The following is a 17,543-nucleotide window of genomic DNA, read 5'->3' as shown; positions in this document are numbered from 1 at the left end:
CTTACTTCAGCGCCCCGACGGCACGCAGGGTGGCCTCTTTCTCGGGGTTCAGCCACCAGAAATCCAGCTCGCCCAAGCCATAGGGCGGCAGGGTCTCGGGATGCTCATACATGTCGTAATAGGCCACGGTGTGAACCGCCTTGTACCACTGCGGCACCCAGATCCGCTCCGACCGCAGCACCCGGTCCAGCGCCTGCACCACCACATCCAGCTCCTCGCGGGTCGTGGCCGCCTCGACCAGATCGAGAAGCCGGTCCACCGCCGGATTGGCATAGCCCATGCGGTTGCGGGTGGAATTGTCCTTCGTCACCGAGGCCCAGGCCTGTTTCAGCTCGGCCCCCGGCTCATAGCCTGAATTCACCGCATTGCCGACGATGATGTCAAAATCGAAGGCGGGCGGGTCGACGCGCTGTACCAGCTGGGCGCTGTCGACCATCACCAGTTGCGCATCCACCCCCAGCGCCCGCAGGTTTTCGACATAGGGGCTGATGACGCGCTCGAAGGACGGGCTGTCTTCAAGGAATTCGATCTTCAGCGTCTCGCCCCTGGCGTTGCGGCGCAGACCGCCCTCGCCCACCGTCCAGCCCGCCTCGTCCAGCAGCGCCGAGGCCGCGCGCAGGTTCTTGCGGTCCATCGCCTTTTCCACCGTGGACACCGGCGCCATCACTGCCTCGTCGGTCAGGATCGTGGCGGGCAGCAGCCCCTCGTCGATCAAGGGTTGCAGAAGCGCTGTCTCTTCGGGGCTGGCCGGGCCGCTGGCGGCCATGGCGGTGTTTTCCCAGATCGAGTTGATGCGCTGGTAAAGCCCGTAGAACAGCGTTTGGTTCGACCATTCGAAGTTGAACATCAGGCCGATGGCCTGCCGCACGCGCGGGTCCTGAAACGTCTCGCGCCGCAGGTTGAACAGGAAGGCCTGACCCGAGGCAATGGCGCCGGACGGCAGCGTGGCCTTGACGATCTGGCCACTGGTCACGCCGGGGAAATCATAGGCGGTGGCCCAGTTCTTCGACGAATTCTCGTTGCGGAAGGTGTAGTCGCCGGACTTGAAGCCCTCCAGCGCCGCGGCATCGTCCCCGAAATACTCCACGCGGATGCGATCGAAGTTGAATTGCCCGACTGACAGCGGATGCGCCGCGCCCCAATAATCCTCATCCCGCTTGTAGACCACCTGCTGACCGGGGCGGATGCTGTCCAGCACATAGGGCCCGGTGCCAAGGAACGGCTCCAGCGTGCTTTCCTCCAGATCGCGCTTCTTGCCCTCATAGTCGGCCTTCGACAGGATCGTCAGCCCGCCCGCCGTGGCCGGCATGTCGCGGAACGGTGTGCCGGGGGTGAAGGTGAACTTCACCCGGTAAGGGTCCAGCGCTTCGACCGACTGGAATTTCTCGTTGAAGACCGAGCGGAACTCGGCAATCCCCTTGTCGCGGAACAGCTCATAGCTGAACACCACATCCTCGGCGGTCATCGGCGTGCCGTCCGAGAAGGTGACATCCTTGCGCAGATTGAAGATCACCCAGGAGCGGTCTTCGGGATATTCCATCGTCTCGCACAGCTTGCAATAGGCGGCGCCGATCTCGTCGGCTGTGCCGCTCAGGATGCTTTCGAAGAAGATCTGCCCCAGCGCCACCGGCACGCCCTTGATGGTATAGGGGTTGACGCTGTCGAAGGTGCCGGGCGCCCATTGGCTGATCTCGCCGCCCTTGGGGGCCTTGGGGTTGACATAGGGCAGATGCGGGAAATCGGCCGGCAGCTTCAACTCGCCGAAGGTCGAGATGCCATGCGAGACGATCACCGCAGGTTCTTCGGCCCGCGCCTGACCCGCAAGACCTGCCAAGGCGATCCCGAGCAACCCCGACGCCGCCACGGCCCGGATATCCCAAGATGCTGCTGCCGTGCTGCTGCGCCTCATGCCGGTATTCTCCCTTGCCTGCCTGCGCCTGTTCCGGCGCGTTGGGCCGAATCTAGTCCGCGCCCCCGCCCCTCACAAGGCGCGAATGCGTGAAGCCCGGGCCGTGCAACGAAAAAGGCCGCCCGAAGGCGGCCATTTCCGTTGGAACCGTCCTGCGATCAGGGGTTCGATTCGAGATACTTGATGAGGTTGGCGCGATCTTCGACCTTGGGCAGACCGGCGAAAGACATCTTGGTGCCGGCGACATAGCCCTTGGGGTTGGTCAGGAAGGCATCGAGGTTTTCCGGCGTCCAGCTTTCGCTGGCCATCGCCAGCATCCCGTCGGAATAGCCGAAACCGCCAACCGACCCCTTGGCGCGGTTCACCACGCCGTTCAGGTGCGGGCCGGTGCCATCCGAGCCGTCAAGCTTGTGGCAGGCCTTGCACTTGCCGAACACCTTCTCGCCAGCGGCGGCATCGGCAGCGGCGAACACATCGGCGAATGCCGGGCCTTCGGCGGCAGCCTCGGTCGTGGCCGCTTCGGCGCCGGTGTCAATGGAATAGGCCTGCGCCACTTCCTCGTCGCCATGGGCGGCAGGGGCGGTGGCATAGAGCGCATCAGACGCCCAGGAAGCAAACAGGTAAACCAGAAGCGAGCCGCAGATGGCCCCGGTCACTTTGGTCACGGTCATCGTATCGAACATGTCTCGCCTTCCCTCTCGGCTGGCCTGTCTGCTGGCCTTGACTGCAGAATTCCGCGCTATCTACCCGCTTCCCCATATCGGTTTCAAGGTGTAGTAGCGCGACCAATCGCCCAATTCGGGCCAATTTGTCACGGAGCCTGTGAAAATGTCGGGGCGCATCGCATTTCAGGGAGAACTTGGGGCCTATTCCCATCAGGCCTGCGCTCAGGCCAGACCCGACTTCACCCCGGTTCCCTGCCAGACCTTCGAGGATGTGGTTGAAATGACCCGCTCGGGCGCGGTGGATCTGGGCGTGCTGGCGGTGGAAAACTCCACCTATGGCCGGGTGGCCGACGTGCATTCGCTATTGCCGAAGGCCGGCCTGCATATCGTGGACGAGGCCTTCGTGCGCGTCCATGTCAACCTGCTGGGGGTCAAGGGCGCCAAGCTGGACAATGTGACGGAAGCCCATGGCCATGTGGTCATCCTGCCGCAATGCGCGGGCTTTCTGAAGGACCACGGCATCAAGGGCAAGGTCAGCTCCGACAATGCCCGCGCCGCCCGCGAAGTGGCCGAGGCCGGCGACAAGACCCGCGCCGCGCTGGCCAGCGAGCTGGCCGCCAAGATCTACGGGCTGGACGTGCTGGCCCGCCACATCGAGGACCACAAGAACAACACCACCCGCTTTCTGGTGATGGCGCGCGAGGCCGACCATTCCCGCCGGGCCGAGCGGATGATCACCACCTTCACCTTCCGGGTGCGCAACATTCCGGCGGCGCTTTACAAGGCGATGGGCGGCTTTGCCACCAATGGCGTGAACATGACGAAGCTGGAAAGCTACATGGTCGGCGGCACCTTCACCGCCACCGAGTTCTACGCCGACATCGAAGGCCACCCCGAGGATGCCAACGTGAAACTGGCGCTGGAAGAACTGGCCTATTTCACCACCAAGGTGAAGATTCTGGGCGTCTACCCCTCGGACCGCGTGCGCGGCTGATCCGCAAGGCCGCGGAACCAAAGGCGGGTCGGCGCCTCAGCCGCGCCGCGCGATGGCCTTGGCCCTGGCTTCCAGATCGGCGGCAAGCTGACCGACCTTGGCATCGAACTTCCGCTCCACCTTGGCACGGGCCAGGCGCAGCGATTGCAGGAACAGCCGCGCGCCGAGCGAGCGCGGCTTGATCTCGGAGGTCAGATGCAGGCGGGTGCGCCTGGCGCTCATCTCGATCAGTTCGACGCGCGAGACCGCTTCGATCGCATCCGACACCACGGTAAACCCCATGGCGCCCGGGCCGGTCATCTCGGTCACCTGCAGATCCGCCTTGCGGTCCCGGCCGCGAAAGCTGAAGCGCGAGGTCCAGGCCATGCCGGGACCGGGGCTGCGCAGTTTGTCGGTGCGCTCCACCTCGACGCCACGGCGCATCGCGGCGCGCTCCCAGGCCTCATGATCGGACACCGCGGCCCAGACCTGTGCAATCGGAGCTTCGATGTCTTTCTTGGTGGCCAGTTTCATCTTCCATCCGTCTGCTCGGGCGGCGGGGCCGCATGGTGGCGGGAATCTGGCGTCAACGCAGCCGATCCGCAAGCCAATTGCGCATCAGAAACTCGGCAATCGCGCCTTTTCGCGGCGGCCTGATCCGCGCATGCCGACCGGCAAAGACCTGAAGCAACTCCTCCCGGCCGATCCAAAGCGCGTCCTGCAACTCCGCCGGATCAAGCGTGATGGTGTCCGAGACCGCCTCGCCCTGCGCGCCAAGCATCAGGTTGGCGGGAAAGGGCCAGGGCTGGCTTGCCAGATAGCGCACCGGACCGACCCGGACGCCGGTTTCCTCCAGCACTTCGCGGCGCACCGCCGCCTCGACCGTCTCGCCCGGTTCGACGAACCCTGCCAGCAGCGAATACATCCCCTCGGGCCAGACCGCATTGCGGCCCAGCAGCACCCGGTTGCCATGCGTCACCAGCATGATGACCACCGGATCGGTGCGCGGGAAATGCTGCGCGCCACAGGCCGGACAAAGCCTTTGCCAACCGGCCTGCGCCATCTCGGACCGCGCGCCGCAGGCGGCGCAGAACCGGTGCGACCGATGCCAGTGCAGCACGGCCCGCGCCGTGGCGGCAAGCTCGGCCTCGCGCGGGGCAAGCCGGGTCATGGCGTTGCGCAGATCCTCGAACCCCGGACCTGACCCAAGCGCGGGATGCGGCTGGCGGCTTTGATCGAAGAAGGACTGCTCGGCCGTCTCGCCGCTTTCCGGCTCCCAGTCGGACAGGTCGGCGGCAAAGCTTGCCTGCCCGTCTTCCTCAAGCCCCAGAAAGACCGCCGGCGCGCTGCCTGCCAGTACCGGATGGTCCGGGCCGACCCAGCACAGCGCGCCCTCTGCCGCAAACAGAGGCTTGCCGCGCCAGACCGGCAGCACGCGGCCCACCGCCCAGGCGCGGGCGATCTCCTCCGGTTTCGCCCGCAGGGCAGCGGCACGGTCAAGCCCGGAGGCTCCGAAGACAAGCGTCGCGTCGTCGTGCATGTCCGCCATCCCCAAGCCGGTTCCCGCCGCGGCATCTGGCACGAAGCGGCCCGCAAGATCAAATCCTGATCTCAGGCGACAGGATTGTCATTTTTGCAACTAAAGGGAGAAAATTGTTGCCAGAATTCATCTGGATCAAAGCCAGTTTGCGACATCCCTGCAAGATGCGCCCAAGCCGGTGCCGCGTGATCCTGAAAGGTCGATGGTGAGAACGCAACATTCCCTTCCCGAGCCGTTTGCAGACCCCTCCCTGACGCCGGACAAGGAAAGGCCGCGCCTGCTCTTGCGTTTGCTTGCCACTTCTGACCTGCACGCCCATATCCTGCCCTGGGATGACCTCGCCGACCGCCCCGCGCCCGATCGCGGGTTGGCGCAGGTGGCCAGCCTGATCGCCCAGGCCCGCGCCGAGGTGCCGGGCAGTCTGCTTCTGGACAATGGCGATTTCCTGAACGGCAGTCCGCTGTCAGACCACGCCACCGAGGTCGCCGAACAGGACCGCAGCCATCGTCACCCCATGATCGCGGGAATGAACCGGCTGGGCTATGACGCCGCGACGCTGGGCAATCACGAATTGTCCAACGGGCTGGGGCATCTGCGTCGGGCGCTGTCGCAGGCCGAGTTTCCGGTTGTGGCCACCAACCTTGACCGGATCAACCCGGCAGATGGCAAACGGCGTGCCTACCTGCCGCGCCAGATCCTGCTGCACCGCGTTCTGACCGATCAGCACGGCCAGCAGCACCGGCTGGTGATCGGTGTCCTTGGCTTCCTGCCGCCCCAGACCGCGCTGTGGGAACGGCGGCACATGGCCGGCACGCTGGCCGCGCGCGGAATTCTGGCCGCGGCCCGCGCCGAGGTGCCACGCCTGCGCCGGGCCGGGGCCGATCTGGTGATCGCCCTGTCGCATTCCGGCCTTGGCGACGGGGTGTGCGAGGATGCGGACGAGAATGTCTCGGCAGCCCTCAGCGCGCTCGACGGGATCGACGCGGTGATTGCCGGCCATACCCATCAGGCCTTTCCCGGCGAAGGCGGGGGCCGGCCGGCACGGCCGCTGGTGATGCCGGGTTTCTTCGGCTCGCATCTTGGGGTGATCGACCTGTCGCTGGATCATGACGGGTCGGGCTGGCGCGTGGCGGGCCACCGGACCGAAGTGCGTCCCGTCTCGCGTCGTCGCGGCCCGCAGGGGCTGGTCGAGGCCCTTGTCCAGACCGACGCGGCGATTGCCGCCTCGGCGGCCGAAGATCTTGCGGCGATGCGCGCGCAGGCCGCGATTCCGGTCGGGGAATGCGCGGTTGCGTTGCACTCCTATTTCGCGCTGATCGGCCACAGCCCGGTGCAAACCCTGCTGGCCGAGGCGCAGATGCGGAACATGCGCCGCGCGCTGAACGGAAAGCCCGAGGCCGCCTTGCCGATGCTGGTTGCGGTCGCGCCCTTCAAGGCCGGAGGGCGGGGCGGGCCGGGAAACTATACCGCGATCCCGCCCGGCCCGCTGACGGCCCGCAACATCGCCGACCTTTACATCCACCCCAACAGCCCGGTGGCATTGCGGATCACCGGGCGTGAGCTGGCCGACTGGCTTGAACGCTCGGTCAGCCTGTTCAACCGGATTGCCCCGGGCACCGAGGACAGCCCGCTGATCGACCCCGATTTCCCGGCCTACAACTTTGACATGATCCACGGCCTGACCTTCCGCATCGACCTGTCGCAGCCCGCGCGCTTCGACTGCCTTGGCCGCCAGGTCAATCCCGCCTCCCGGCGCGTGACCGGGATGTCCCGTCTGGGACGGCCGGTCGCCCCGGATGAAGAATTCGTGCTGGTCACCAACAGCTATCGCTCCAGCGGCGGCGCGGGCTTTGCCGGCACCGAGCCCGCCCGCGTGGTGCTGGAGCAGGCCCGGCACCTGCGGCGCATCCTGCAAGACCATGTGGCGCAGACCGGCCGCGTCGCCCCGACTGGCGCCGCCGACTGGGGGTTTGCACCCATGCCCGGCACAACCGTTACCTTCGACACCGCGCCCGGGGCGGCGGAACTTGCCAAGGACATCGCCGGGCTCGAGGTCATGGGCCTGCAACCCACGGGCTTTCTGCGCTTTCGCCTGCGACTTTGATCGGCTAAGGCGCTCATCGACGCGCAAACGGGTTGGCCCATGTCCTACGACGCCTTGCTTTTCGATCTGGACGGCACCCTGATCGACACCGAAACCGTGGCGCTGACCACCGGCATGGCCGCCTTTGCCGCCATGGGCCACCCGGTTGACCGCAGCTTCATGCAGCGCCTAGTCGGCGTCGATCTTCCCACTGCGGCCGGCATCATCGGGGCGGCCTTGCCGACGCTGGACCAGAAGGGCCTTCAGGACCGCTGGCATCACGCCTTTTCCGCTGCCATCGACCGCGACCTGCCGCTGAAACCCGGCGCGCTGCACCTGCTGCAAGCCCGCCATTGCCCCATGGCGCTTGTCACCTCGTCAGGCGAGGCCGAGGCGCATCACAAGCTGCGGGTGACCGGGCTGAGACAGCATTTTGCCACTGTGGTGACGCTGGCCGATGTAACCCGGCCCAAGCCCTCGCCCGAACCCTACCTGCTGGCTGCGGAACGGCTGGGGGTGTCCCCCGCGCGTTGTCTGGTGTTCGAAGACAGCGAAACCGGGGCAGAGGCTGCACACCGCGCCGGTTGCACCGTGGTGCAGGTGCCGGATGTCGGCCCGGTCACTGGCCGCTGGTCGCATCACCTTGCCAGCGACCTGCTGCAGGGTGCGCGCATGGCCGGGCTTACGGCCTGACCCCTTGCCCGCCTTGCGGCGTCGCCGCTCAGGGCGTCATGTGGCGCACCCGCGCGCCCCATTCGATCGCCGCCGCATGCAGCCGGTCGATGTGCAGCTCCTCGCGCACCTCCTCCAGCATGCGCAACTCGACCTGCGAGTGCTTGCCGTCGGCCGTGACCACATCGCAGGCCAGCGCATAGGCAGTTTCGTTCAGCCGCTCGGGCAGCGCCTCGCGGATCAGGCCGAACAGCGCATCCAGCCCGTCCTCCTCTTCGAACAGGTCAAAGACCGTCTGGCTGATGCGGCGGATGCGGTCGGCGTCATATTCGGCAAAGATCGGCATGTGGTTGACCATGCGCTGAATGGCCACCAGTTCCGCCGTGCGCATGTTCTGGTCGCTCGCCGAAGCGGCCACCATCACCGCCACCAGTGCATCCTGAGGTGACATCGCCGCCGTATCAGACATGATCAAATCCCTTTGCATCTGCGGCGAGATTATTGACGGCCCGCGCCCATGGCAATATGGCACGAAAACCCGCCAGAACATGGGGTTTCGGCGGCGTTTGAGGAAATGACCATGACCGCGCTCCGTGATGCCGCGATGAAGTCCAAGGCCTGGCCTTTCGAAGAAGCCCGCGCCGTTCTCAAACGCTACGAAAAGAAGGCCCCGGAAAAGGGCTATGTGCTGTTCGAAACCGGCTATGGCCCCTCGGGCCTGCCCCATATCGGCACCTTTGGCGAAGTGGCCCGCACCACGATGATCCGCCGCGCCTTCGAGGTAATTTCCGACATCCCGACCCGGCTGATCTGCTTTTCCGACGACGTCGACGGCATGCGCAAGGTGCCGGAAAATGTGCCGCAGCAGGACATGCTGCGCCAGCACATGCAAAAGCCGCTGACTTCGGTGCCCGACCCATATGGCGAGTTCGACAGCTTCGGCCACCACAACAACGCCATGCTGCGCCGCTTCCTCGACACCTTCGGCTTCGAATACGAGTTCATCTCGGCAACCGAATTCTACAAGTCCGGCCGCTTCGACGACACGCTGAAACTGGCGACCGAACGCTATGACGCCATCATGAAGATCATGCTGGCCTCCTTGCGCGACGAACGCCAGCAGACCTATTCCTGCTTCCTGCCGATCCACCCCGAAACCGGCCGGGTGCTTTATGTGCCGATGAAGAACGTGGACGCGGTGAACCACACCATCACCTTCGATGACGAGGACGGTCGCGAATGGACCCTGCCCGTCACCGGCGGCCATGTGAAGCTGCAATGGAAGCCCGACTTCGGAGCCCGCTGGGCCGCGCTGGATGTCGACTTTGAAATGTATGGCAAGGACCATTCGACCAATACCCCGATCTATGACGGGATTTGCGAGGTTCTGGGCGGGCGCAAGCCCAACCACATGACCTATGAGCTGTTCCTCGACGATGTCGGCCAGAAGATCTCGAAATCCAAGGGCAACGGCCTGACCATCGACGAATGGCTGAGCTATGCGGCGACCGAAAGCCTGTCCTATTTCATGTATCAAAAGCCGAAAACCGCCAAGCGGATGCATTTTGACGTGATCCCGCGCGCGGTGGACGAATACCACCAGCAACTGCGCGCCTATCCGACGCAAGACATCGACGCACAGGCCAACAACCCGGTCTGGCACATCCACAACGGCAAGCCGCCGGCCTCGCATATGGTGGTGCCGTTCTCCATGCTGCTGAATCTCGCCTCGGTGGCGGGCGCCAAGGATGCCAAGGGGCTCTGGGGCTTCATCAAGCGCTATGCCCCCGAGGCCTCGCCCGAGAAGAACCCCGATCTCGACGCCGCCGCCGGCTTTGCCGTGCGCTACTATGCCGACAAGATCGCGCCGACGCGGAAGTTCCGCCCGCCGACCGACGCCGAACGCGCCGCCATGGCAGACCTGCGCGCCCGGCTGTCCGGCTGGACCGGCGGGCTGGATGACGAGGCGCTGCAATCCATGGTCTTCGCCGTCGGCAAGGACCACGGCTTCGAGCCGCTGCGCGACTGGTTCAAGGCGCTCTACGAGGTGCTGCTGGGTGCCTCCGACGGCCCGCGCTTCGGCGGTTTCATTGCGCTCTATGGGATCGAGGAAAGCATCGCCCTGATCGACAAGGGCTTGTCCGGCGCCTTGGTCGGCTGAACCCGGCGCAGGCACAACGGGGCCCGGACCGCGAGGTCCGGGCATTTCCTTTTCTGAATTCGCCCTACCTTCCCTGCTACGCAAAGGGAGGGTTTCATGCGCATCATCCTTGCCTGCCTGCTCTTCGCGCTGCCTGCCACGGCGCAAGAGGCCCCGATCCGGTCCACCATCGAAAGCCAGCTTCAGGCGCTGAAGGTCGATGATTTCGCCACCGCCTTCACCTTCGCATCGCCCTCCATCCAGGCCCTCTTCGGCACTCCGGAGAACTTTGGCCGCATGGTGGCGCACGGTTATCCCATGGTCCACCGCCCCGCGGCGGTGAAGATGCTGGGGCTGCGCGAGGTGGCAGGTACCCTTTGGCAGCGGGTGATGCTGACCGACGGCATCGGCCGGACCTATCTGCTGGATTATCAGATGGTGGAAACCGCCGACGGCTGGAAGATCAACGCCGTGCTGCTTCTGCAAGCCGCAGGGACCGGCACCTGAGCCACGGAATTCCTGCGAATTCCGTCGGGAAATCGCCCGGGGCCAGTCGGTGTGCGGCGGACAGGGCGGAATTCTCCGGAATTCCGCAAGCGATTTCCGCAGGGAAATCGCCCTGGTCACGCCCCCTTGGGACGATGGGCCTTGACGAGCGCCGGGTCAGTTTCGATCCGTCCCGCGCCGATCAGGTCGAGACAATAGGGCACGGCCGCGAACACCGCCTCAAGGCTCGTGGAAATCGCATTCGGGCTGCCCGGCAGGGTGATGATGAGCGTGCGGCCCCGCACCCCCGCGCCTTGTCGCGACAGGATGGCGGTCGCCACCACCTTGCCATTGGCCGCCCGCATCGCCTCGCCAAAGCCCGGCAGGTCAAAGCTGATGACATCGGCCACCGCTTCGGGCGTCTGGTCGCGGGGCGCAGGGCCGGTGCCACCGGTGGCAAGGATCAGATCGGCGCCCCAGCTGTCGGCCAGATCGGTCAGCGCGGCGGCCACCTCGGCCCGGCCGTCCGGGGTGATCCGGCGCAGGATCTCGACCGGGCTGGTGACGACGCGGCGCAGCCAGTCCTCGCAGGCCGGGCCGCCGCGGTCTTCATACTCGCCGCGGCTCGCTCGGTCGGAAACGGTCAGGATGGCGATCTTTGCCATGGCAAACTCCGGTCTTTTGCTACCCTTCGCGCCGAATGGCGCGGGCTTCAAGCCCCAAAGGCCCAGGCCATCTGCGCCTTGGTCTCCACCGCGCAGGGCCGGGCAGCGCGCAGGCGGGCAAGGGCGGTCTCGGCGGCTTCACCGGCGTCGATCATCAGCCGCAACAGGATCATCCCCGACCGCCCGCACCCCCCCATGCAATGCACGATCATGCGGTCGGCCCCGAGCAGGCGCCGGGATATCTCGGGCCAGCCTGCGCGCAAGGCCCGAGGCGGTGTACCGAAATCGGGGATCGGCAGGTGCAGCCACGCCACCCCCGCTGCAGCCAGATCGGCCGGCAGGGATGCCGCGCCGCGTGCGACCATCTCGCCCGCCTCCGCCAGCGTCACCACCAGCGCCGGTTGCCAGGACAGAAGCGCGGCAAGGTCACCGGCATAATCGCCCGTCCGTCCCGGCATCGGGCAGATCCCCCGCATGCGCCCGGCAATCTCGATCCCGGCAATCTCCATCCCAGCCCTTCCGGTTTACCTCTGCCCTGCAAGCGCCTAGTCTGGCTCGCGACGAATCCCGCGAGGCATCATGTCCGACACGCCCGAGCAAGCCTATCAGGTTCTTGCCCGCAAATACCGCCCCGAAACCTTTGCCGATCTGGTCGGGCAAGAGGCGATGGTGCGCACGCTGAAGAACGCCTTCGCCGCCGACCGCATCGCGCATGCCTTCATCATGACCGGCATCCGCGGCACCGGCAAGACCACCACCGCCCGCATCATTGCCAAGGGGCTGAACTGTGTCGGCCCCGATGGCGCCGGCGGACCGACGACCGAGCCTTGCGGCAAGTGCGAACCGTGCCGGGCGATTGCCGAGGGCCGCCATGTCGATGTGATGGAGATGGATGCCGCCTCCCGCACCGGCGTCGGAGATATCCGGGAAATCATTGATTCCGTTCACTATCGGGCCGCATCGGCGCGCTTCAAGGTCTATATCATCGACGAAGTGCACATGCTGTCGACCGCCGCCTTCAACGCGCTGTTGAAGACGCTGGAGGAACCGCCGGCGCATGTGAAATTCATCTTCGCCACCACCGAGATCCGCAAGGTGCCGGTGACAGTTCTGTCGCGCTGCCAGCGCTTCGACCTGAAACGGATCGAGCCCGAGGTGATGATGGCGCTGCTGTCGAAGATCGCCGCGGGCGAAGGCGCGACGATCACCGAAGGCGCGCTGGCGCTGATCACCCGGGCCGCCGAAGGCTCGGCCCGCGATGCCACCAGCCTTCTGGATCAGGCGATTTCCAACGGCGCGGGGGAAACCGGCGCCGATCAGGTGCGCGCCATGCTGGGGCTGGCCGACCGCGGCCGGGTTCTGGACCTTTTTGACATGATCATGCGGGGCGCCGCGCCCGAGGCGCTGGCCGAACTGGCCGCGCAATATGCCGACGGGGCGGACCCGATGGCGGTGCTGCGCGATCTGGCCGAGATCACCCACTGGATTTCGGTCATCAAGATCACCCCCGAGGCCGCCGAAGACCCGACAACCCCGCCCGAGGAACGCACGCGCGGGCTGGAGATGGCGGGGCGGCTGCCGATGCGGGTGCTGTCGCGCATGTGGCAGATGCTCTTGAAGGCAATCGAGGAGGTGGCGCTGGCCCCCAACGCCATGATGGCCGCCGAAATGGCCGTCATCCGGCTGACCCATGTCGCCGACCTGCCCGACCCCGAGACGCTGGTGAAAAAGCTGCAATCGCAGCCGGCGCCAACGCCCGGAACCGGGATGGCGGGCGGCACTTATGGCGGCTCGAATGGCGGGACGCTGCATGCCCCGATGCTGGGCGCCTCAATGGCCCCGATGCGTGGCCCGACCATGATGGGCGGGCAGGCGACGGCGCTGGCGCAGGCCCCGGCGATGGCCTTGCCGACCTTCCAGCATGTCGTGGACCTGATCCGCGAGAAACGCGACATGCTGCTTTTGAAAGAGGTTGAGGACGGGCTGAAGCTGGTGCGCTATGCCCCCGGCCGGATCGAATTCCAGCCCAGCCCGCTGGCGCGCGCCGATCTGGCCGCGCGGCTGTCGCAGCGCCTGCAGGGCTGGACCGGCAGCCGCTGGGGCATTTCGGTGGTCAATGAGGGCGGCGCCCCCACCCTTGCCGAAGAGCGCGATGCCGAAGAGAATGCCGCCCGGGCCGAGGCGCTGGAAAATCCGCTGGTCCAGGCCGTGCTGACCGCCTTCCCCGGGGCGAAGATCGCCGAAATCCGCACGCCCGAGGCGATGGCCGCCGCCGCACAAGCCGAGGCGCTGCCCGAGGTCGAGGATGAATGGGATCCGTTCGAGGATTCCTGACCGCACCCGTATTGCCCGCCCTTCCCCCTGCGCCTATCTTGTGGGCCGAACAACCGGAGTGACCAGATGCTGAAAGGCTTGGGCGGGCTTGGCGACATGGCCAAGATGATGAAGGCGGCGCAGGACGCGCAGGTCAAGATGGGCGAATTGCAGCAGGAGCTGGCGCGCATCGTGGTGATCGGCGAAGCCGGCGCAGGGCTGGTGAAGGCCCGCGCCACCGCCAAGGGGCAGATCACCGGGCTGGACATCGATCCGTCGATCCTTGTGCCTTCGGAAAAGGAGGTCATCGAAGACCTGATCCTTGCCGCGCTGAACGATGCACAGGCCAAGGCCGCCGCGCGGACCGAGCAGGAAATGGGCAAGCTGACGCAAAGTCTTGGCCTGCCGCCCGACTTCAAACTGCCGTTCTGAGCCATGGACGACACCCGTGACATCGAGGCGCTGATCGACCTGATGGCGCGGTTGCCGGGCCTCGGGCCACGGTCGGCGCGGCGCGCGGTGCTGGCCTTGCTCAAGAAACGCGGGCAGCTGATGGCGCCCTTGGCGCAGGCCATGGCCAATGTGGCGCTGAACGCCCGCGATTGCATGGTCTGCGGCAATATCGGCACCTCAGAGCTGTGCCCGATCTGCGCCGATCCGGCCCGCGCCACGGGCGAGATTTGCGTCGTGGAAGATGTGGCCGACCTTTGGGCGATGGAACGCGGCCAGGCCTTCAAAGGCCGCTACCACGTTCTCGGCGGCACGCTGTCGGCGCTCGATTCGGTCGGGCCGGACGAACTTGGCATTCCCCGTCTGGTCGCGCGCGTGGCCAGCGAAGGCACGCGCGAAGTGATTCTGGCGCTGAACGCCACGGTGGATGGCCAGACGACGGCGCATTACATCGCCGACGCATTGGCCGGCTCTGCCGCGCAGATCACCAGCCTTGCGCAAGGCGTGCCGGTCGGGGGCGAGCTGGACTATCTGGACGACGGCACCATTGGTGCGGCCCTGCGCGCCCGCCGCCGGTTCTGAAGTCCTGCGGGCAGGCCCCACAAAGTCTCCGCCTTTCCGCCACGTTCTCGCCGCAATCCGGGAACAGACCAAGACCTATCGGACGCGGGAGGCCAAGATGGCGACTGTTGCGATGATTTTCGGCGGCATGGCGGGCCTTGTGATGGCCCTTGTCGCCCTGGTCCTGTTCAACGCAAGCTGGCTTCTGGCGCTGGCGCTCTGGTCGCTCGGCGGGGCCGCAATCGCGCTGACCCTGATCGGCGTCGCCCTCACCGCCCGCCAACCTGACGCTGACCTCATTGTGGAACACGCCTGACCCGCGCAACCGGGGGTTCTGAGAATCCCCTTGATCCACAAGCCTTTCGCCCCCATATAGCGCGGGCTAGGTTATCTCTACTCGATCTCTGTCTCCGTTCACGGCCACAGCATTCGACCAAAAGCTGACTGGCCGGGCCGCTGCAATTTCGCGGGTGGCAACATGACAGGAGACATCACGATGGCCAAGGGCACCGTGAAATGGTTCAATGAAACCAAAGGCTACGGCTTCATCGCCCCGGAAGGCGGCAAGAAGGACGTGTTCGTTCACATCACCGCGCTGGAGCGCGCTGGTCTGCGTTCGCTGAAGGACGGCCAGCCGGTCACGTTCGACATCGAAGCCGGCCGCGATGGCCGCGAATCGGCGACCAATCTGGCTCTGGCCTGATTTTTCGACCTGCGGACGAAAGAAGGGGCGGGCCGATGGCCTGCCCCTTTTGCATGGCATGCGCCGGCAGTCAGCTTGCCCGCGCGATCAGCAGACGCTCTTGCATCGCGTGTTCGAAACCCACTCGCAGCGCCGCTGCGCTGTGGGGCGCGCGCAGCACGGTCGGTTCATGGCGGCTGGTCGGAAAGCTCTGTTGCGTGCAGTCGCGGCTGATGAGGATCATCGGGACACAACGGCCGCTGGCCCTCAGAAGGGCGTTGGCGCGCTGTCCCAGAGTGATTCCCCCGGCGGTATCGCAGTCGACCACGATCAGGTCGAACACCTCTCCGCCATCAACGACCCGATCCAGCGCGGAATAGATGTCCTCGCACATCTCGACTCGGCAACCAAGACCCGCAAGCCTTTGGCAAAGAACGGTTTCCTGACCACTGCCGGAAATCAGCAGCGCACCGATGCCAAAGCCGACGACGGTTGCCTCGTCTCGATCAAAGGAATTGAAGAGGTTCATCTCGGCTTTCCCCGCTACGCCCTTGACCAGATGGTGCCAGTGAATTGTGCCCAAACTGGGCATAATTCTCGGCAAGCTTAAGGTAAATTCAGCCAATCCTTGGCCATTGCCGCACGGCGGCTTTGAGGTCATGGTGCAGGTGCCAGCCTTGGCCCCGATCCCCATCTTTCCCGATCCCCATCCACCCCGAGCCCAGCATGACAGCCGTTGATTACCAAAGCCTTATTGATGCTCCGACCTGGGCCTTCATCGAAGCGACCAATGCCGCATATCCGCCCGACACCGCGACGCTGACCATCGCCGATCAGCGCGCGATCTATGATCGGATGTGCCGGCTGTTCCATCGCGGCTACCCGCCGGGCCTTGCGGTGCGGGACGAGAACGTTGCCGGCGTGCCCTGCAGGATCTACGCCGGCAAGGCGCCCGCGGTGATCTACCTGCACGGCGGTGGCCATGTGGTCGGGGGGCTGCACAGCCACGATGATGTCTGCGCCGAAATCTGCGACCGCACCGGGCTCACGGTGGTGGCCGTTGACTACCGGCTGTCACCCGAGAACCTGCACCCCGCGGCGTTTGATGATGCCTGCGCGGTGATCCGCGCCGTTGCGGCCGAAGGGCCGGTGGTGCTGGCGGGTGACAGCGCGGGGGGCAATCTCGCCGCCGCCGCCGCCCATGCCCTGCGCGGCAGCGGGGTGCGGTTGCTGGGTCAGGTCCTGATTTATCCGGGCCTTGGGGGCGAAGTGAACAAGGGCAGCTACCTGACCCACGCCCATGCCCCGATGCTCAGCCGCGATGACGTGCTGTTCTACAAGGACATCCGCCACGGCGGCCCGCCTCCCGAGGATGACCCGACCGTCTACCCGTTGCGCGACCGCGATTTCACCGGCTTGCCGCCAACGCTGGCCATCGGCGCCCAGTGTGACCCGCTGGCGGATGACGCGCGCGACTATGCCGCCCGGATCAAGGCCGCCGGGGGACAGGCGGACTGGGTGGAGGAGCCCGGTCTGGTGCATGGCTACCTGCGCGCCCGCGCCACCGTGCCACGCGCCGCCGCAAGCTTTGCCCGCATCGTCAACGCCATCTCGACTTTCGCCAAAGGAGACCAGCCATGAACGCCCCGCTGCCGAACCTGACCCATTGGGCCGAACGCGTCGACATAGCCGCAGCCTTTCGCTGGACGGCACGGCTGAACCTGCATGAGGCGGTGGCAAACCACTTTTCGCTGGCCGTGAATGAGGCTGGCTCGCGCTTTCTCATCAACCCGAACGGGCGGCATTTCAGCCGGATCACCGCGTCGAGCCTGGTCGAGATCGACGCCAATGATCCCGAAACGATGCAGCGCCCCGATGCGCCCGATCCCACCGCCTGGGGCCTGCATGGCGCGATCCACCGCGCCCTGCCGCATGCCCGCTGCGTGATGCATGTGCATTCCATTCATGCCACCGTGCTGGCCAGCCTCGCCGACTCGCGCCTGCCCGCCATCGACCAGAACACCGCGATGTTCTTTGGCCGGCATGTGGTGGACGACCATTACGGCGGCATGGCCTTTGAAGAGGAAGGCGCGCGCTGCGCGGCGATGCTGGCGGACCCGAAGATCACCACGATGATCATGGGCAACCATGGCGTGCTGGTGGTCGGGCAGACGGTGGCCGAAGCCTTCAACCGGCTTTATTATTTCGAACGGGCGGCGGAGACCTATATCCGCGCCTTGCAGACCGGGCAGAAGCTGCGGGTGCTGCCCGATACGGTCGCCGAAAAGACCGCGCGGGAATGGGAGGATTACCCCGGCTTTGCCGAGGCGCATCTGCGCGAGATGAAGGCCATTCTTGACGAAGAAGGCTCGACCTACGCGGCCTGAACCTCATCGTCGGCTTC

General features: G+C 65.9%; 20 protein-coding genes. 12 read left to right on the top strand and 8 right to left on the bottom strand.

All coding sequences use genetic code 11. From position 1 onward, the window contains the following. Position 1 precedes the first annotated feature (1 nt). Together G4Z14_RS06245 and G4Z14_RS06240 are read right to left on the bottom strand one after the other, a co-directional pair. The gene (locus tag G4Z14_RS06245; protein WP_164623920.1) at positions 2-1,909 is read right to left on the bottom strand and encodes an extracellular solute-binding protein; all 1,908 of its coding nucleotides are present in this window, start codon (positions 1,907-1,909) and stop codon (positions 2-4) included. Positions 1,910-2,067: 158 nt separating this feature from the next. Then, positions 2,068-2,592 carry a c-type cytochrome gene (locus G4Z14_RS06240; RefSeq protein ID WP_164623919.1) on the bottom strand — a complete coding sequence of 175 codons (525 nt, stop codon included), beginning with the start codon at positions 2,590-2,592 and terminating at the stop codon, positions 2,068-2,070. Positions 2,593-2,737: 145 nt separating this feature from the next. Between G4Z14_RS06240 and G4Z14_RS06235 the strand changes: the two genes are divergently transcribed. After that, on the top strand, positions 2,738-3,568 hold the full coding sequence (locus tag G4Z14_RS06235; RefSeq protein ID WP_164623918.1) for a prephenate dehydratase: 831 nt from the start codon (positions 2,738-2,740) through the stop codon (positions 3,566-3,568). A 36-nt stretch (positions 3,569-3,604) separates the two neighbouring features. Here G4Z14_RS06235 and G4Z14_RS06230 read toward each other — a convergent pair whose 3' ends face one another. Beyond that, entirely contained in the window at positions 3,605-4,081 is a 477-nt protein-coding gene (locus G4Z14_RS06230) for an SRPBCC family protein (RefSeq protein ID WP_164623917.1), read from the bottom strand. 52 nt (positions 4,082-4,133) lie between these two features. Further along, positions 4,134-5,087 (bottom strand): NAD(+) diphosphatase, encoded by a 954-nt coding sequence (gene nudC / locus G4Z14_RS06225; protein WP_164623916.1) that lies wholly within the window; start codon positions 5,085-5,087, stop codon positions 4,134-4,136. Positions 5,088-5,370: 283 nt separating this feature from the next. On the opposite strand from nudC, the gene G4Z14_RS06220 reads away from it, so the two are divergent. Beyond that, positions 5,371-7,191 (top strand): bifunctional 2',3'-cyclic-nucleotide 2'-phosphodiesterase/3'-nucleotidase, encoded by a 1,821-nt coding sequence (locus G4Z14_RS06220; protein WP_164623915.1) that lies wholly within the window; start codon positions 5,371-5,373, stop codon positions 7,189-7,191. Between the two features lie 39 nt (positions 7,192-7,230). Then, entirely contained in the window at positions 7,231-7,863 is a 633-nt protein-coding gene (locus G4Z14_RS06215) for an HAD family hydrolase (protein ID WP_164623914.1), read from the top strand. A 28-nt stretch (positions 7,864-7,891) separates the two neighbouring features. Here G4Z14_RS06215 and G4Z14_RS06210 read toward each other — a convergent pair whose 3' ends face one another. Further along, positions 7,892-8,311, bottom strand: coding sequence for a tellurite resistance TerB family protein (locus G4Z14_RS06210; protein ID WP_164623913.1), 420 nt, complete (start codon positions 8,309-8,311; stop codon positions 7,892-7,894). Positions 8,312-8,422: 111 nt separating this feature from the next. Between G4Z14_RS06210 and G4Z14_RS06205 the strand changes: the two genes are divergently transcribed. Next, positions 8,423-10,003 carry a lysine--tRNA ligase gene (locus tag G4Z14_RS06205; protein ID WP_164623912.1) on the top strand — a complete coding sequence of 527 codons (1,581 nt, stop codon included), beginning with the start codon at positions 8,423-8,425 and terminating at the stop codon, positions 10,001-10,003. Positions 10,004-10,099: 96 nt separating this feature from the next. Beyond that, positions 10,100-10,489: a DUF4864 domain-containing protein gene (locus tag G4Z14_RS06200; protein WP_164623911.1), complete on the top strand. Its 390-nt coding sequence runs from the start codon at positions 10,100-10,102 to the stop codon at positions 10,487-10,489. A gap of 116 nt (positions 10,490-10,605) precedes the next feature. Here the strand turns inward: G4Z14_RS06200 and mog are convergent, their stop codons facing one another. Beyond that, the gene (mog, locus tag G4Z14_RS06195; protein WP_164623910.1) at positions 10,606-11,133 is read right to left on the bottom strand and encodes a molybdopterin adenylyltransferase; all 528 of its coding nucleotides are present in this window, start codon (positions 11,131-11,133) and stop codon (positions 10,606-10,608) included. Between the two features lie 47 nt (positions 11,134-11,180). Then, a complete protein-coding gene (locus tag G4Z14_RS06190) occupies positions 11,181-11,642 on the bottom strand; it encodes a phosphatase domain-containing putative toxin (RefSeq protein ID WP_164623909.1) in 462 nt (153 codons plus the stop codon). Between the two features lie 70 nt (positions 11,643-11,712). Here G4Z14_RS06190 and G4Z14_RS06185 point away from each other — a divergent pair, with 70 nt between their 5' ends. The 5 genes from G4Z14_RS06185 (at position 11,713) to G4Z14_RS06165 (ending at position 15,160) form a co-directional block, all read left to right on the top strand. After that, the gene (locus G4Z14_RS06185; protein WP_164623908.1) at positions 11,713-13,467 is read left to right on the top strand and encodes a DNA polymerase III subunit gamma/tau; all 1,755 of its coding nucleotides are present in this window, start codon (positions 11,713-11,715) and stop codon (positions 13,465-13,467) included. A gap of 66 nt (positions 13,468-13,533) precedes the next feature. Continuing rightward, positions 13,534-13,878, top strand: coding sequence for a YbaB/EbfC family nucleoid-associated protein (locus G4Z14_RS06180; protein WP_164623907.1), 345 nt, complete (start codon positions 13,534-13,536; stop codon positions 13,876-13,878). A gap of 3 nt (positions 13,879-13,881) precedes the next feature. Further along, complete coding sequence (recR, locus tag G4Z14_RS06175) at positions 13,882-14,478, top strand: recombination mediator RecR (RefSeq protein ID WP_164623906.1); 597 nt, start codon at positions 13,882-13,884, stop codon at positions 14,476-14,478. A 97-nt stretch (positions 14,479-14,575) separates the two neighbouring features. Then, positions 14,576-14,773 carry a hypothetical protein gene (locus G4Z14_RS06170; RefSeq protein ID WP_164623905.1) on the top strand — a complete coding sequence of 66 codons (198 nt, stop codon included), beginning with the start codon at positions 14,576-14,578 and terminating at the stop codon, positions 14,771-14,773. 180 nt (positions 14,774-14,953) lie between these two features. After that, the gene (locus tag G4Z14_RS06165) at positions 14,954-15,160 is read left to right on the top strand and encodes a cold-shock protein (protein ID WP_103258321.1); all 207 of its coding nucleotides are present in this window, start codon (positions 14,954-14,956) and stop codon (positions 15,158-15,160) included. A gap of 70 nt (positions 15,161-15,230) precedes the next feature. Here G4Z14_RS06165 and G4Z14_RS06160 read toward each other — a convergent pair whose 3' ends face one another. Beyond that, positions 15,231-15,764 (bottom strand): hypothetical protein, encoded by a 534-nt coding sequence (locus G4Z14_RS06160; RefSeq protein WP_164623904.1) that lies wholly within the window; start codon positions 15,762-15,764, stop codon positions 15,231-15,233. 101 nt (positions 15,765-15,865) lie between these two features. Between G4Z14_RS06160 and G4Z14_RS06155 the strand changes: the two genes are divergently transcribed. Then, the gene (locus G4Z14_RS06155) at positions 15,866-16,780 is read left to right on the top strand and encodes an alpha/beta hydrolase fold domain-containing protein (RefSeq protein ID WP_164623903.1); all 915 of its coding nucleotides are present in this window, start codon (positions 15,866-15,868) and stop codon (positions 16,778-16,780) included. Beyond that, positions 16,777-17,526: a class II aldolase and adducin N-terminal domain-containing protein gene (locus G4Z14_RS06150; RefSeq protein ID WP_164623902.1), complete on the top strand. Its 750-nt coding sequence runs from the start codon at positions 16,777-16,779 to the stop codon at positions 17,524-17,526. Before G4Z14_RS06155 ends, G4Z14_RS06150 begins: the two co-directional genes overlap by 4 nt. Positions 17,527-17,543 lie beyond the last annotated feature (17 nt).

The organism is Tabrizicola oligotrophica (assembly GCF_011008935.1).
Classification (GTDB): domain Bacteria; phylum Pseudomonadota; class Alphaproteobacteria; order Rhodobacterales; family Rhodobacteraceae; genus Tabrizicola_A; species Tabrizicola_A oligotrophica.
The sequence above is the reverse complement of the archived record's forward strand: the minus strand, read 5'-3'. Positions and strand labels throughout refer to the sequence as shown.